This is a genomic window from Streptomyces sp. NBC_01508, from assembly GCF_045040315.1.
In the GTDB taxonomy this organism is placed as follows: Bacteria; Actinomycetota; Actinomycetes; order Streptomycetales; family Streptomycetaceae; genus Streptomyces.
This window is the reverse complement of sequence record NZ_CP109419.1, coordinates 4,448,400-4,463,121: the sequence shown is the minus strand read 5'-3', so window position 1 is coordinate 4,463,121 and position 14,722 is coordinate 4,448,400. Positions and strand designations below refer to the sequence as shown.

The window sequence follows — 14,722 nt, the reverse complement described above, 5'->3', positions numbered from 1 at the left end:
GGTGACGTCGTCCGACCTCTGATCCTTCGGACTCCTCCTGACCTTTCGGACTTCGACTGATCATGACGGCCGGGGCGGCCCGTACTCGCGGGCCGGCCCGGCCGTCTTCCGTGTGCGGGCGGGCATCAGGGCAACAGGCGCTGTTCCTTCGCCAGTGCCACCGCGCCCGAGCGGGTGTCGACCCCCAACTTGGCGTAGATACGGCCCAGATGGGTCTTCACCGTCGCCTCGCTGATGAACAGCGCACGGGCGATGTCGCGGTTGCCCAGGCCGCGTGCCAGTTGCTGGAGAATTTCCCGCTCCCGTTCGGACAACGTCGGGCGCGGGCTGCGCAGTTGGGCCAGGACGCGGTCCGCGATCGGGGGCGAGAGGGTGGCGCGGCCCGACGCCGCGCCGCGGATGGCGGCGAACAGCTCCTCCGGCTGTTCCGCCTTGAGCAGGTAGCCCGTGGCGCCCGCCTCGATGGCGCGGGTGATGTCGGCGTCCGTGTCGAACATCGTGAGCACCAGTACGCGGGGTCCGCCCGTGGCCGCGGAGCCGTACGCGTCGCCCGTGAGCAGCTGCCTGGTGGCCGCCACGCCGTCCATGCCGTCGCCGAGTTGGAGGTCCATCAGGACGACGTCGGGCCGTACGCGCGCCGCCACCGCCAGCGCCTCCTCGCCGCTGCCCGCCTCGCCGACCACCTCGATGCCGTCGGTACTGGACAGGAGCGCGCGCAGGCCGGCGCGTACCACCGCGTGGTCGTCGCACAGCAGGAGCCGTACGGGAGTTGTCATGTTGCGGCCTTTCCCGACGTGTTGGGTGCGAGAGGTACGGCCGCCGACACCACCGTGCCCTCGCCCGGCTCGGACTCCACGGTGAGCGTGCCGCCCAACTGCCGGGTTCTGACCCGCATGGCCGGCAGCCCGTGCCCGCGCCCGGGGCGGCCTGTCGGGGCAGCGGGCGTGGCAGCGGGCGTGCCGTCCGCCGTGACGGCGAAACCGCGGCCGTCGTCGGCGATGTCCAGGGAGATCTGATCGTCCAGGCAGGTCAGGGTCAGCGCGGCGCGCGTCGCCCCGGCGTGCTCGCGCACGTTCGCCAGCGCGCCCTGCGCGATGCGCAGCAGCGCCGCCTCGACCCGTTCCGGCAGTGGGCCCGGGGCGCCGTCAAGGCGGAAGACCACCGTCAGCCCGGCGCCGTTCTCGCGGTCGGCGAGCGCGCCCAGGGCCGGGGCCAGCGTGTGCTCGGCGAGGTCGGGCGGGGCCAGGTCGTGGACGAACCGGCGCGCCTCGGCGAGGCCGCGGGACGCGATCCCGGCCGCGTCCCGCACATGTCCACGCGCCGCGTCCGGGTCGCTCCGCCAGACGCGTGCGGCGGCCTGGAGCAGCATCTGCTGGCTGGACAGGCCCTGCGCGAGGGTGTCGTGGATCTCCGTGGACAGCCGCTGCCGCTCCGCCAGGATGCCCGCCCGGCGTTCGGTGGCGGCGAGGTCGCGGCGGGTACGGACCAGGTCGTCGATCAGCGCGCGCTGCCGGGCCGCCTGGCGTTTGAGATGGATCAGTACGGCGGTGCCGACGGCGGCGACGGCCGGCGGGGCGAGCACCGCGTTGGGGTCGAACTCGCCCTGCGCGAAGCGCAGTTTGGACGCCACGACCAGCAGTGTCAGTACGGCGGCGAGCGATACGGCGGTCCGCGTCGACAGGGTGTGCAGGCCGGTGAAGAAGAGCGGCATCGCGCACCACGCGGCGCTCGGCGCGAGCGCGAGCAGCACGACCCAGACCGCCAGCACGGCGCCCACCCAGACCAGATAGCGGGTGTCGGGGCGCGTACCGGAGTGCGGCGGGGGCGCCAGGAACCGTCCGAGGAGATAGAGCAGCCCGAACACGGCGAACAGCGCGACGACTTGGCCGGTGTGCGCCCCGCCCTCGTGCCGGATCAGATAGCGGGCGAGCGAGGCGCCCAGGAGCAGCAGGAACGCGGCGTGCATGACGGCCGTGAGCCACCGCCGGTCGGGGTCGGCCCGCTCGGGCGGACCCGCGCCGAGGCCTACGGCCGTGCCCGCGCGCTCGGGCGGGTGCGGGTGCTGCGTCGTCGCTGTCGCTGTCGCTGTCGCCGTCGTCATCGCCGTAGCCGTAGCCGTAGCTCTAGCCGCCTTCGTACGCCCCACTGGTGCCCCCTCCGTCGCGCGGCTCGCCGTCGCCCTCCTGGCAAGTCCTGACCCCGCCCGCCAACGCCTCGCATCAGCCGATCGGTTGACACGGCTGTCGCCCGTACCGCCCGCGAACCGGAGCCGCTACGCCGTACCGCCGTGCCCGCACCGGCCCGAGGCTGGTGACAACACCCCCGTCGCCGCCCCATCCTCGCCCGCACACAAGGGAATCGCACATGCCCGCCAAGAACGTCACCGTCAACCGTGCCGCCCTCGGCCACCGCGTCGCCTACGCCCTGCGCCACCCGGACCGGGCGCCGCGCTACCTGGCCCGCGCGGCCCGCGACACCTGGCTGCGCTACCGCTGGCCGGACCACATCTCGTACTACCGCGCCGTGATGCGCTCCGACACCCGCGCCGACCCGGACGCGGCGGTCGGCAGCCGCAGCCACGAGCGCTGGCTGGCCCTCGGCTCGATGCAGTTCGACTACCTCCTCGGCCACGGCCTGCGCCCCGAACACCGGATGCTGGAGATCGGCTGCGGCAACCTCCGCGCGGGCTGGCGGTTCATCGGCCACCTGGAGCCGGGGCACTACTACGGCGTCGACATCTCCCCCGACATACTCGCCGCCGCCCAGGACACACTGGTGCACCGGGGCCTGCAGGACCGGCTCCCCACCCTCACCCCGGTCCGCGACCTGAAGTTGAGGTTCCTCCCCGACGCCCACTTCGACGTGATCCACGCGCACAGCGTCTTCTCGCACTCACCGCTCCCGGTGATCGACGAGTGCCTGGCCCACATCGGCCGGGTGCTGGCACCGGGCGGCTGGTTCGACTTCACCTTCGACCGTACGGAGGGCAAGGAACACCAGGTGCTGCGGGAGGACTTCTACTACCGCACCGAGACGCTGATCACCCTGGCCGAACAGCACGGCCTGACGGCCCGCTTCATGGCCGACTGGGAGGAACTGCCGCACGGCCAGTCGAAGATCCGCGTCACCCACGGCCGACAGGGCTGACAACGGCCGACGAACGCGGCGATGCCCCCACCGTCTCCGCCGTGAACGCCTCGCGGGCGTCCAGCAGTTCCTCCCAGTGCTCCCCCGTCCACGCGCACGCCGCGTCCATCGGGACGAGGAGGCTACGGCCCAGGGGCGTGAGCGTGTAGTCGACGCGGCGCACCGGTTCGGGGTGGGGCGTGCGGGCGATCAGGCCGTCGCGTTCCAGGGCGCGGAGCGACTGCGTGAGCACCTTCGCGGTGATGCCGCGCAGCGGGATCCGCAGCTCCGAGAAGCGGCGCGGGCCCCGTTCGAGGCAGCGGATGATCAGGCCGGCCCATTTGTCGCCGAAGCGGATCGGGGAGAGCGTGGACGGGCAGACCGGGTCGAACATGTCGGGATCCAGGGGCTCGGTCACCGTTCCAGGGTAGCCGCGGCCCGCCCGGTACCCCTTCGGTAACCGGGGCCTTGCCTATCGTCCGGGAACAGCGGCCGGCATCGGGACCGGCCATCGGACTCAGGGGAACCCATGAGCCAGATCATTGTCTTCGGTGCGGGCGGCAGGGGCGGGCGGGCCGCCGTCGCGGAGGCCGTGGGGCGCGGTCACCAGGTCACCGCGGTCGTACGGGACGCGGCCAGGCACGCCGGTCTCGAAGAGGCGTACAGCGGTGACGGCGGCAAATACACCGTCCGGATCGTCGAGGGCGACGTCACCGACGCCGACACCGTCGCGACGCTCGCGCAGGGCCACACCGCCGCGATCAGCAGCGTCTACGACCCCGCCGCCGAGCCCGGTCTCCTCTACCCCGCCGCCTCCCGCGCCCTCCTCGACGGCCTCGCCCGCGCCGGTGTCCGCCGGCTCGTGGGAGTCGGCCTGGCCTCGAACCTGGAGACCGCGTCCGGCACGCTCCTGCTGGACACCCCCGGCTACCCCCAGGAACACCGCGGCTTCCTCCTGGGCCACGCCGCCGGGACGGACGTCCTGCGCGCCTCCCCGGCCGACGCGTGCGACTGGGTGGTCCTCAGCCCCTCGGGCGACTTCGACCACGACGGCGCCCGCACCGGTGCGTACCGTACGGCCCCCGGCGACGCCGCCTCCCGCATCTCGTACGCCGACTTCGCGATCGCGCTGATCGACGAGATCGACAGCCCCCGCCACCACCGCACGCACATCGGCGTCGAGACGACCTGAGCCCGTTCCGTACCGCAACCGCCCCCGATGCGTGAGGATGGCCTGGCAGGTACGAGGAAGGAGGCGCGGGTCGTCGTGCTTCTGCGGCAACTGGAGTATCTGGTCGCGCTCGCCCGCGAGCGGCACTTCGCGCGGGCCGCCGACGCCTGCTTCGTGTCGCAGCCCTCGCTCTCCGCCGCGATCCGCAAGCTGGAGCACGAACTGGGCGTGCCCATCGTGCGCCGCGGCCGGCGCTTCGAGGGACTGACGCCCGAGGGCGAGCGGGTGCTGCTGTGGGCGCACCGGATCCTCGCCGAACGCGACGCGCTGCGACACGAGTTGTCCGTCATGCGCGGCGGCCTCACCGGCACGCTGCGCCTCGGCGCCATCCCCACCGCCCTGACCGCCGCGTCCCTGCTGACCACTCCGTTCTGCGAGCAGCACCCGCTCGTCCGCGTCTCGCTGGAGTCGCTGTCGTCGCGCGACATCACGCGGCGGCTGACCTCCTTCGAGCTGGACATCGCGCTCACGTATCTGGACGACGAAAGCCTGCGCCAGGTCCGCAGGACGCCGCTTTACGAGGAGCGGTATCTGCTCCTCACCCCGCACGACGGCCCGCTCGCCGAACAGCGTTCGGTGCGCTGGGCCGAGGTGGCCGGGCTGCCGCTGTGCCTGTTGTCGCCGCAGATGCGCAACCGCCGCATCATGGACGAGTACTTCGCCGCCGAGGGCGCGACCGTCACCCCGTCCATCGAGACCGACACCGTCGCGGGCCTCTACACGCACATGGCGGCGGGGCGGTGGTCGAGCGTCATCTCGCACGCCTGGCTGCACATGTTCGGCGTGCCCGCCGCGATGCGCGTGGTCCCGCTGGAGCACCCGGCGCACGGGCCGCGCGTGGGACTGGTCATCGCCGACCGCAGTCCCGAACCGGTGCTGGCGAAGGCGCTGTTGGAGACGGCGCGCCGGGTGAGCCTGCGCGAGGTGCTGGACGGCCTGCTCGACACGTACCTCACACCTCAGGAGCCGGACCGGCCGCCGGAGCCGCCGTTGCCGCCGTTGCGATAGCCCGCGTCTATCCCGGCATAGAAAGGATCGCTTTGACCAGGGTCGACGCCAGGACACACCGTGGGAGGCACCTTCCGAAGCATTCCGCAGCAACGGACGAGGAGCCGCAACGTCATGGCCAAGATCCTGTGTGTGCTGTACGACGACCCGACCGACGGCCGGCCCACCACCTACGCCCGCGACGACCTCCCGGTCATCGACCACTACCCGGGCGGCCAGACCACCCCCACCCCCGAGGGCACCGACTTCACCCCCGGTCATCTGCTGGGCAGCGTCTCCGGTGAACTCGGCCTCCGCTCCTTCCTGGAGAGCCGCGGCCACACCCTCGTCGTCACGTCCGACAAGGAAGGCGCCGGATCGGTCTTCGACCGCGAGCTGGTCGACGCGGACATCGTGATCTCCCAGCCGTTCTGGCCGGCCTATCTGACGGCGGAGCGCATCGCCACCGCCAAGAACCTCAAGCTCGCCGTCACCGCCGGCATCGGCTCCGACCACGTGGACCTCGACGCCGCCATCTCGCACGGCGTCACCGTCGCCGAGGTGACGTACTGCAACAGCATCAGCGTCGCCGAGCACGTGGTGATGACGGTGCTCGGCCTCGTACGCGACTTCATCCCCTCGCACCAGATCGTGCTCGACGGCGGCTGGAACATCGCGGACGCCGTCTCACGCTCGTACGACCTGGAGGGCATGCACGTCGGTACGGTCGCGGCCGGCCGCATCGGACTCGCCGTCCTGCGCCGCCTCGCCCCCTTCGACGTACAGCTCCACTACACCGACCGCCACCGGCTCCCGAAGGCGGCCGAGCGGGAGCTGAACCTCACCTGGCACGAGTCGACCGCCGACATGGTGCCGCACTGCGACGTCGTCACCATCAACGCGCCGCTGCACCCGGAGACCGAGGGCCTGTTCGACGACAAGCTCATCGGCACCATGAAGCGCGGCGCGTACCTCATCAACACCGCCCGCGCGAAGATCGTGGACCGCGACGCCGTCGACCGCGCGCTGCGGAGCGGGCAGCTCGCGGGGTACGGCGGCGACGTCTGGTACCCGCAGCCCGCGCCGGCCGACCACCCGTGGCGCACCATGCCGCACCACGCGATGACGCCGCACATCTCGGGCTCGTCGCTCTCCGCGCAGGCGCGGTACGCGGCCGGCACGCGGGAGATCCTGAAGTCGTACTTCGCCGGGAATCCCATCCGTGACGAGTATCTGATCGTGGAGGGCGGGGCGCTCGCCGGTACGGGCGCGCACTCGTACTCCACCACGAAGCAGGTCTGAAACCCGGCGCGTTCCGGTCTTCCGCCGTATGGGATCGTGCGCCTCATGACAGCCTTCCAGGAGCACACGCGGCGGGTGGGTGAGCGGACACTGGAGGCGCTTCCGGTGCCGCTCAGGGGCGAGATCTACGTGATCTCCTTCCGGATCTGGCGGCACGACTCGTTCGACCGGCGGCACCCGTACCTCGCGATCGGTTACAACACCGAGAGCGAGGTACGGCGCGTGCTGGGCGGTGGTGGGGGCGGGAGCCCTGACCCGGGCGACGTGCGCTGGAGTTACGCGTACTGGCCGCTGGACGAGACGACGGGCATCGTCGGTCACGGTCCCGAACCGGCGACGGACGATCCGGCCGGAGCGGCCCCGCACCTCGCGGAGATCAAGGAACTCGGCCTCTGGTATGAGGAGTTGGACCCGGAAGACGGGAACGGGAACGAGAACGGGGCGCGGGAGGAGCGGGAGGCGCGGGACAAACTGCTCGTCGCGCACTTCGACGACGCCTGCGTCGACCTCGCCCGCCATCTGCACACGAGCGGAAAGCTCACGGAAGTCCTCGGCCGCCCCGTGCCGATTGTGCCGTTCGACATGTACCGGGCCGGATACGAGCCGGACCTCGCCGAGGCGGCCAACCCGCCCGAGGTGGTGGCCGACTACCTCGCCTGGGCGAGGGCGAGGGCGAGGGCGCGGGCGCGGGAGGAGTGAGGAGGGCTACGTCGTCTCACCGACGCGGCCGAGGAAGTGCGCCTCGCCGTCCTCCACCTGGTGCAGAAAGAGACCGTTGGTGTGGACGAACGCGCCTGTCGAGTCCTCGAACTCGATCGTCCGCGACAGACCCTTGAAGGTGAGACCGCGAAGCCGGCGCACCATCGCGCCCCGCTCCACGCCGGTGGCGGCCAGCTCACGCATCCCGCGTGCGACGAAGTTCAGCGCGTCGTACGCCTCCAGGGCGTACGGCTCGACCGCGAACAGCCCACGCGTGGGCGCCTGTTGTCCCCCGCGCGGGCCATAACGCCGCTCGTACGACGCCACGAACCCTTTCGCGGCGGCCAGTTCAGCCGGGCCGACATACGTCGTGACGAACACCCACCCCTCGGCCGCCGCGCCCGCCCCGGCGACGAACTCCGCCCCGAGCGCCGACTCCGGCGCCATCCCCACGCCCCGGAAGCCCGCGTCCGCCAGCGCGCGGGCGCAGAGAGCCGCCCGGCGCGGTGACGTCCCGCCGTACACCACCGAGTCGGCGCCCGCGGCGCTCACGGCGGCGGCAACCGGCCCGAAGTCGTCGCTGTCGGCGGGCACGGCGCGGGTGACGGTCGTGCCGTCCTGGTCGGCCAGGAAGCCGGACAGGTCGAGGGCCAGCAACTCGCTGACCCGGCCCGCCGCCCGGTCGTCGACGAGCACGGTCCTGCGGGCGTCCCGGACGCGCACGAGGTAGTCGACGAATGCCGCGTCCAGCGCGTTCCCGTCCGGTCTCAGTTCGAAGAACGCCCGCTCGGACGACGCGCTGAACGACGCCGTGTCGCAGGAGACGGTCACGAGTGGCAGCAGTGCCTTCTGGTAGCGGGCGACGGTCGCCTCGGCCCCGGCGGTGCCGGTCGGGCCGATCACCGCGCGCACGGCACGGTCGGCGGCGAACGTCCCCGCCACCTCCACCGCCCGCTTCGGCTCCCCGCCGTCGTCCAGCACCCTCAGCGCCAGGTCGAAGGGGCGGTCCGCACGGGAGTTGTGGTCGGCGACCGCCAGCCGGGCGCCCCGTTCCTGCGCGCGGCCCGCCGCCTTGTCCCGGCCGGACAGGTCGGCCTGGAGCCCGACGACGTGGCGCGGCAGGGAGCCAGTGCCTCCCGAAGTGCCTTTGCCGGTGCCGCCGTTCGCCGGCCGGAACGCCGCCCAGGCCGCCACTCCACCGCCGACCGCGACGACCCCGGCCGCAGAGGCGAGGGTGAGCAGCCGGCGGCGCGAAAGCCCCTCGGAGGCGGCGGGTGCGGGTGCGGGTGCGGGTGCGGCCGTGATGGTGGCGGCTTCCGGGTCCGGCGTGGGTTCGGGGTCCGGTGCCGGTGCCGGTGCCGGGTCCGGGTCCGGGTCCGGCAGGGCCAGTACGGCGGCGGAGCGCTCGGCGACCAGCCGGGTCAGCGCGGCCGGCAACCAACCCCCGCCCGCCGCGTCCCCCACGTCCCCCGCGTCCGCCAGCGCCTCCCGTACCTCCCCCGAACCCGGCCTGTCCCCCGGGTCCTTGGCGAGACAGGCCGTCAACAGGTCGAGCAGTTCGCGCGGTACGCCGTCGAGGTCCGGCTCCTCGTGGACCGTACGGAACAGAACGGCCGCCGACGAGCCCGTACCGAACGGTCTGCGGCCCGTCAGCGCGTACGCCAGCACACACCCCAGCGAGAACACGTCGCTCGGCGGGCCGAGTTCACCGACCCGCGCCCGCGCCTGCTCGGGCGACAGATAGCCGGGCGACCCGATCACCACATCGCTCGCGGTGAGCGCGGTGGCACCGGTGGAGCGGGCGATCCCGAAGTCGATGAGCCGGGGGCCGTCCAGGGCCAGCAGGACATTGCCCGGCTTGACGTCGCGGTGCACGAGCCCCGCCTCGTGCACCTCGGTGAGCGCTTCGGCCAGCCGGGCGCCGAGGACACGTACGGTCCGCGTGGCCAGCGGCCCGTACGACGTGACGGCCTCCGCCAGCGAGGGACCGGGCACGAAGGCCGTGGCCAGCCAGGGCTCGCGCGCCTCGGCCGCCGCCGCGACGACCGGCACCACCCAGCGCCCGGCGAGCCGCCCCGCCGCCTCCGCCTCGCGCCGGAAGCGGACCCGGAAGCCGTGGTCGGCGGCGTACTCGGCGCGGATCACCTTCAGCGCGACCAGCACGCCGCCCGCCGAACGCGCCAGATACACCACGCCCATGCCGCCCGCGCCGAGCCGGCCGAGCAGCCGGTAGCCGCCGACGGCGGGCGGGTCGGCCGCCTTCAGCGGCCCGAACGGCCCACTGCCAGCCATGCGTTACGCGCCCGTGGGCGCGGGCCCCAGGAAGCGGAACGCCCCGTCCTTGACCTCGTACAGGAACACGCCCTGGCCGGCGAAGCCGCCCTCCTCCGGATCGAAGGCGAACGTCTTCGTGATCCCCGCGTACGTGCTCTTGCGCAGCAGCCCCACCAACTCCGCCCGCTTCGGCGGCGTCCGCTCGCCCTTCCCGCCCGGCGCCTCCTTCGTGGCCTCCTTCGTGGCCTTCGCGCCCTTCACCAGTTCCCGGATGACGAGGTTCACGGCGTCGTACGCCTCGGCCGCGTAGTACGGGGGCGCGCCGCCGAAGCGCTCGCGGAAGGCGGCGCTGAAGTCCGCCGCCTTGGGGGTGTCGGCGGCGGAGACGAAGGACGAGGTAAGCAGCCAGCCCTCGGCCGCGTCCCCCGCCAGTTCCAGGAACTCCGGGTCGAGCACCGCCTGCGACGCGAGTCGGGGTCCGTCGAATCCGGCCGCCGCCAACTCGCGCGCCACCTTCGCCGCCCCCGGCGCGTATCCGGCGTAGACGAACGAGCCCGTACCGGCCTTCAGGATGTCGGTGACGACGGGCTTCATGTCCTCGACATTCGCCGGGATCACGCGCGGGTAGACAGGCATACCGGAGTCGCGCAGCAGGAGGGAGGTGATCGTGGCGGACTCCCAGGCGTACGTCTGCGCCGTACGGTCCTGGAGCAGTCCCGGTCTGCCCATCTCCTTGTCCTTCGCGGCCAGTTCGGCGAGATGGACGGCGATCGGGAGGGACAGCGCGGCGTCGCCCGGCCGGCAGTGCACGAGGGACCGGGGCTTCCCCGACGTCATCGTCATTCCGCCGGCCGAGACGGTCAGCAGCGGCAGCAGCACCTCGTCGTACGCGCCGACGACCTTCTCCGCCGTGGCGTCGGTGGTGGGGCCGAGCACGGCGAGCACGTCGGCGTCCTCGATGAGCTTCTTGGCGGCGGCCGGGGCCCGTTGGGCGCTGCCGCCGTCGTCGGCGGTCTTCAGCGCGAGTTCGAAGGGCTTGTCCTTGCCGGGCCTACGGGCGTTGTACTGCTCGATCGCCAGCCGCGCGCCCCGCTCCTGCGCCCGGCCGGCCGACCTGCCCGCTCCGGAGAGGTCGGCCTGGACGCCGATGGCCCAGCGCGGGCCCGGCGTGCCCGCCGTGGGTGACTCGTCGTCCCGCAGGACGGCCCAGGCTCCGCCGCCGCCCGCGACGGCGAGCAGCGCGGCGCCGGAAAGGACGAACAGCCGCCGCCGGGAGGGCGGTCGGCGGTCTTCGGGGGCAGTCGATTCCTCCCCGTCCTCCCCGTCCTCCGAGTCCACCGGGGCCACCGGGTCCTCGGCGTCCGGTGCTTCCGGTGCTTCCGGTGCGCCCGCGACGGTCGGCTCGATGTCGGGCAGCGCCAGCATCTCGGCCGCGCGGTCGGCGATGCCCCGTACGACCTCCTCTGGCAGCCAGTCGGACGTATCCGCCGGTCCGGCCCGATCGGCCCCACTCAACTCCGTCGCGATCCGCTCCGCCGTGGGCCGGTCGGCCGGGTCCTTCGCCAGGCAGGAGAGCAGCAGCCGGCGCAGCGCCGGATCGTCGTCGCCCCACGCGCCGTCCGGGTCGATGTCCGGCTCGTCGTGGACCGTGCGGTAGAGCAGCGCGTCCACCGGACCGCCGCCGAACGGCGGCCGTCCCGTCAGCGCGTACGCGAGCAGGCAGCCCAGCGAGAACACGTCGCTGGCCGGCCCCACCTCGGCGCCCCGCGCCTCGGCCTGCTCGGGCGCGAGGTAGCCCGGCGTACCCACGACCACGTCGGGGGAGGTGAGCGCGGTCTCGTCGGTCGCGCGGGCGATACCGAAGTCGATCAGACGCGGGCCGTCCACGGCGAGCAGGACGTTGCCCGGCTTGACGTCCCGGTGCACCAGCCCCGCGTCATGGACCGCGCCCAGCGCCCCGGCGAGCATCCTGGCCAGGGCCCGCACCCCTCGCACGGGGAGCGGTCCGTGCCGGGTGACCGCCTCACCGAGAGACGGGCCGGGCACGAACGCGGTGGCCAGCCAGGGCCGCGCCGCGTCCGGCGCCGCGCCGGTGACGGGCACCGCCCACGGGCTGGACACCCGGCGGGCCAGGTCGACCTCGCGGCGGAAGCGGGCACGGAAGCCGGGATCGTCCGCGTACTCGGCCTGGATGACCTTGACGGCGGCCAGCGCCCCCGTCTCCGTACGGCCGAGATACACCACGCCCATGCCGCCGGCGCCGAGTCGGGCCAGCAGCCGGTGGCCGCCGATCGAGGCGGGGTCGGTGGGGAGCAGGGGCTCGCTCATTCCGACGCCTCCAGTTCGGCCTGGATGTCGACGAGCATGGCACCCGTTCCCTCGTGGACTGCGGTGTCGATCTCTTCCTGGGTATGGCCCTTGGAGCCCTTGCCGACCACCGAGACGGTGATTTGGCCCAGGCGGTTCTGGCCCCAGACGTAGTAGTGCGGGCCGCCGAGTTCGTCGCTGTGATACTCGCCGTGCTCGGAGATCACATCGTCGCTGGCGGAATTCCCGACACCGAGCGGCAGGCCCGCAGACAGCAGTCCGGTGATCCGCTCGCTGCCGCTGAGGCGCTGTTCGGGGCAGCGCAGCGCCTCTTCGAGCGTGCGCGCCATCTCCCAGTCCGCGTCGGCCGCTTCGCGGTGCACGACGACGGTGGCGGCTATCCGGATCGGGCCTCTGCCACCCTTGGCGGGCAGTTCGCTGTAGCGGGTGAAGCTGGTCAGTACGGACGGCGGAAGCGGTTCGCGCTGCCAGACGCAGTCCTCGTCGAGGACGGCCAGGGAGTCGGGGTCGCTCTCGTACGGGCTCCGCTTGACGTAACCGCTTCCCCATCGCCGGGGCTCGGCGGCGACTTCGCGGGCCAGCCGCAGGGCCTGGGCGCGGGTCCGGGGCAGCCGGCTGTCGTCGGGCGTCCAGTCGAGACCGGGGGTGGCGGACGGACTCCGCACCGGACCTCCGTCGCCCTTGGCCTCCGCGCCGGACTCGGCCGCACCAGGTTTCGCCGGGTCCGTGCCGGAGGCGTCACCGCCCCCGGAACAGCCGACCAGCAGCACTCCCACCGCGAGGCCGACGACGACGGCGCCGCGCCGCAATCGACCGGAACCGCCACACACCGTGAACTCCCCTGCCGCACCACGCACTTGTGTCCCCCGTCTTGAGCGTATCGAGTGGGACGCACAACAACCACGGCCCAGTTCTCCGCAACGGCCACCACAACGGCCACCGCTGCGATCCGGCCTCGGTCCGGTCCCGGTCCGGTCCCGGCACGATCCCCGCAAGGTCTCCGCAAGGTCCGGCGTCCCTCAGGCCCCCACCTCGAACGAACGCAGCCACAGCTCCAGCGTCAGCACCAGCCACAACTTGCCTCCCTGGCGCGGCAGCAGCGTCCCCTCCCTCCGCAGCCACGACCGGACCGTGTCCTCGCGGAACAGGCCCCGGGCGCGCGCCGACCCGCCGAGCAGCAGGTCGTGGCCCAGCTCGCGCAGGGGTCCGTCCAGCCACTGCTGGACCGGCACCCGCATCCCGCTCTTGGGCCGGTCCACGATCGTCGGCGGCAGCAGGTCCCGTACGGCCTCCTTGAGAATCCACTTCTCGCCCGTACCGGCGAGCTTCAGCCGGGGCGGCACCCGGAACGCGTGGTCGACCACCGCCCGGTCGAACAGCGGGGCGCGGCCCTCCAGCCCTTGGGACGCGGTGATGCGCTCGACCTTGGTGAGGATGTGGTGGGCGCCCTTCGTCCGCAGGTTGGTGTGCAGCAACTGGTTGAGCAGGCTGGTCATCCGACCTTGCGTCAGATAGGGCGCCAGCAGATCCGTCACGGGCGGCGCCTGCGCCAGCTCGGCGAGCACACCGGGCGTCAGCAGCACCGGCAGGTCGGGGTGGCACTTGCGGTACGAGTCCACGTAGGCCCGCGCCCGGGAGCCCACGCCCGCCTCGTCGCGGTGCAGTTCGTGGATGAGCATCGGCAGGTTCTTGGGGCCGCCGAACACCGGATCGCCGCCCTCCCCGTTGAGCACCACGCTCATGCCGTCCGCCGCGACGGCCTCGGCGAGCAGCAGGTTGGGCACGGTGAGCGGGTCGCCGACCGGACTGTCCAGCAGCGCGACGGTCTCCGGGAGCCGTGCCGCGACCGCCTCGCCCGGCACGGTGAGCACCCGGTGCTCGGTGTGGCAGTGGGCGGCGACCAGTCCGGAGTAGGCGAGTTCGTTCGGGGCGTCGGCGCCGAAGCTGATCGAGTACGACCGGACGGCCTGGTCGTGCAGCTTGGCGGCGAGCGCGGTGACCAGACTGCTGTCCACACCGCCGGAGAGCAGCACACCGACCGGTTCGGCGACCGGCAACCGCCGCGCGGTCGCGGACTCCAGCAACTCGCGCAGCTCACGGGCGTGTTCGGCGGCCGGGCGCTCGTCGGCCACCTCGGCCGGCTCCCAGTACGTCTCCTCCACCGAGGAACCGTCGGACCGCAGCCGTACGCACCGCCCCGGCAGCACCTCGTGGATCCCGCGCAACAGGGTCTCCCTGCCCGGGAGATACGCGAAGGTGAGGAACGACCGCACGGCCGGCAGATGCAGTCCGGTGTCCAGCGCGGGCCATCGCCGGAGAGCCCGCAGGGAGGTGGAGGCCGCCCAGGCGGCCCGGTCACCCGTGCCGGCGCGGGCGTGGAAGAGGGTGCGGGCGCCCATGTGGTCGCGTACGAGGACGAGTTCGTCGCGTTCGGCGATGACGAGGGCGAACATGCCGTCAGCGGCGGCCAGTCCGGCGGTGCCGAACCTGACGTAGGCGCGCAGGAGCAGTTCACCGTCGGAGCAGTCGCCGGGGTCGCGGTCCGCGCCGTCCGCACCGAGCCGGGCGCGGAGTTCGGGCGCGTTGTGGAGCGTGACCTCGCCGATCGCGTACACGTCGCCCACCCGGTACGGCCCGGCGGCGGCGCCGGGTCCGTCGAGAAGACCGAGCGCGTGACGCCCCGCCCGCGTCGGCACGCCCCGGCCGCCCATGGCCGCCACCTGCCCGGCCGGGTCGTCGGCGGTCAGACACGCACACCAGCGGGACATCGCGCCC

General features: G+C 73.1%; 12 protein-coding genes. 5 read left to right on the top strand and 7 right to left on the bottom strand.

Annotated features, from left to right (window positions below):
- Positions 1–125 precede the first annotated feature (125 nt).
- Together OG700_RS20670 and OG700_RS20665 are read right to left on the bottom strand one after the other, a co-directional pair.
- Positions 126–776: a response regulator gene (locus OG700_RS20670; RefSeq protein WP_405615694.1), complete on the bottom strand. Its 651-nt coding sequence runs from the start codon at positions 774–776 to the stop codon at positions 126–128.
- On the bottom strand, positions 773–1,966 hold the full coding sequence (locus tag OG700_RS20665; RefSeq protein WP_405621838.1) for a sensor histidine kinase: 1,194 nt from the start codon (positions 1,964–1,966) through the stop codon (positions 773–775). Before OG700_RS20665 ends, OG700_RS20670 begins: the two co-directional genes overlap by 4 nt.
- Before the next feature lie 398 nt (positions 1,967–2,364).
- Between OG700_RS20665 and OG700_RS20660 the strand changes: the two genes are divergently transcribed.
- A complete protein-coding gene (locus tag OG700_RS20660) occupies positions 2,365–3,147 on the top strand; it encodes a class I SAM-dependent methyltransferase (protein WP_405615692.1) in 783 nt (260 codons plus the stop codon).
- Here the strand turns inward: OG700_RS20660 and OG700_RS20655 are convergent.
- Positions 3,125–3,544: a winged helix-turn-helix transcriptional regulator gene (locus OG700_RS20655; protein ID WP_405615690.1), complete on the bottom strand. Its 420-nt coding sequence runs from the start codon at positions 3,542–3,544 to the stop codon at positions 3,125–3,127. The two genes, OG700_RS20660 and OG700_RS20655, sit on opposite strands and share 23 nt — an antisense overlap.
- A 111-nt stretch (positions 3,545–3,655) precedes the next feature.
- Between OG700_RS20655 and OG700_RS20650 the strand changes: the two genes are divergently transcribed.
- The 4 genes from OG700_RS20650 (at position 3,656) to OG700_RS20635 (ending at position 7,345) form a co-directional block, all read left to right on the top strand.
- On the top strand, positions 3,656–4,318 hold the full coding sequence (locus OG700_RS20650) for an NAD(P)-dependent oxidoreductase (RefSeq protein ID WP_405615688.1): 663 nt from the start codon (positions 3,656–3,658) through the stop codon (positions 4,316–4,318).
- Between the two features lie 75 nt (positions 4,319–4,393).
- A complete protein-coding gene (locus tag OG700_RS20645) occupies positions 4,394–5,365 on the top strand; it encodes a LysR substrate-binding domain-containing protein (RefSeq protein WP_405621836.1) in 972 nt (323 codons plus the stop codon).
- A 114-nt stretch (positions 5,366–5,479) separates the two neighbouring features.
- On the top strand, positions 5,480–6,646 hold the full coding sequence (locus OG700_RS20640) for an NAD-dependent formate dehydrogenase (protein ID WP_405615686.1): 1,167 nt from the start codon (positions 5,480–5,482) through the stop codon (positions 6,644–6,646).
- A gap of 45 nt (positions 6,647–6,691) precedes the next feature.
- The gene (locus OG700_RS20635) at positions 6,692–7,345 is read left to right on the top strand and encodes a hypothetical protein (RefSeq protein WP_405615684.1); all 654 of its coding nucleotides are present in this window, start codon (positions 6,692–6,694) and stop codon (positions 7,343–7,345) included.
- A gap of 6 nt (positions 7,346–7,351) precedes the next feature.
- Here the strand turns inward: OG700_RS20635 and OG700_RS20630 are convergent, their stop codons facing one another.
- The 4 genes from OG700_RS20630 to OG700_RS20615 all read right to left on the bottom strand — a co-directional run bounded on the left by OG700_RS20630 (position 7,352) and on the right by OG700_RS20615 (position 14,715).
- Positions 7,352–9,637, bottom strand: a complete 2,286-nt coding sequence (locus tag OG700_RS20630) for a bifunctional serine/threonine-protein kinase/ABC transporter substrate-binding protein (protein ID WP_405615682.1) — start codon at positions 9,635–9,637, stop codon at positions 7,352–7,354.
- Positions 9,638–9,640: 3 nt separating this feature from the next.
- On the bottom strand, positions 9,641–11,947 hold the full coding sequence (locus tag OG700_RS20625) for a bifunctional serine/threonine-protein kinase/ABC transporter substrate-binding protein (RefSeq protein WP_405615680.1): 2,307 nt from the start codon (positions 11,945–11,947) through the stop codon (positions 9,641–9,643).
- The gene (locus tag OG700_RS20620; RefSeq protein ID WP_405615678.1) at positions 11,944–12,804 is read right to left on the bottom strand and encodes a hypothetical protein; all 861 of its coding nucleotides are present in this window, start codon (positions 12,802–12,804) and stop codon (positions 11,944–11,946) included. The genes OG700_RS20625 and OG700_RS20620 overlap by 4 nt, the downstream gene beginning before the upstream one ends.
- 162 nt (positions 12,805–12,966) lie before the next feature.
- Positions 12,967–14,715, bottom strand: coding sequence for an asparagine synthetase B family protein (locus tag OG700_RS20615; protein ID WP_405615676.1), 1,749 nt, complete (start codon positions 14,713–14,715; stop codon positions 12,967–12,969).
- Positions 14,716–14,722: the final 7 nt, after the last annotated feature.

Bases quoted from the DNA above. Each gene is read 5' to 3' on its own strand.
- OG700_RS20630 (WP_405615682.1), bottom strand. From the start codon at position 9,637: ATGGCTGGCAGTGGGCCGTTCGGGCCGCTGAAGGCGGCCGACCCGCCC.
- OG700_RS20665 (WP_405621838.1), bottom strand. From the start codon at position 1,966: ATGCACGCCGCGTTCCTGCTGCTCCTGGGCGCCTCGCTCGCCCGCTAT.
- OG700_RS20625 (WP_405615680.1), bottom strand. From the start codon at position 11,947: ATGAGCGAGCCCCTGCTCCCCACCGACCCCGCCTCGATCGGCGGCCAC.
- OG700_RS20615 (WP_405615676.1), bottom strand. From the start codon at position 14,715: ATGTCCCGCTGGTGTGCGTGTCTGACCGCCGACGACCCGGCCGGGCAG.
- OG700_RS20640 (WP_405615686.1), top strand. From the start codon at position 5,480: ATGGCCAAGATCCTGTGTGTGCTGTACGACGACCCGACCGACGGCCGG.
- OG700_RS20660 (WP_405615692.1), top strand. From the start codon at position 2,365: ATGCCCGCCAAGAACGTCACCGTCAACCGTGCCGCCCTCGGCCACCGC.
- OG700_RS20635 (WP_405615684.1), top strand. From the start codon at position 6,692: ATGACAGCCTTCCAGGAGCACACGCGGCGGGTGGGTGAGCGGACACTG.
- OG700_RS20650 (WP_405615688.1), top strand. From the start codon at position 3,656: ATGAGCCAGATCATTGTCTTCGGTGCGGGCGGCAGGGGCGGGCGGGCC.
- OG700_RS20670 (WP_405615694.1), bottom strand. From the start codon at position 776: ATGACAACTCCCGTACGGCTCCTGCTGTGCGACGACCACGCGGTGGTA.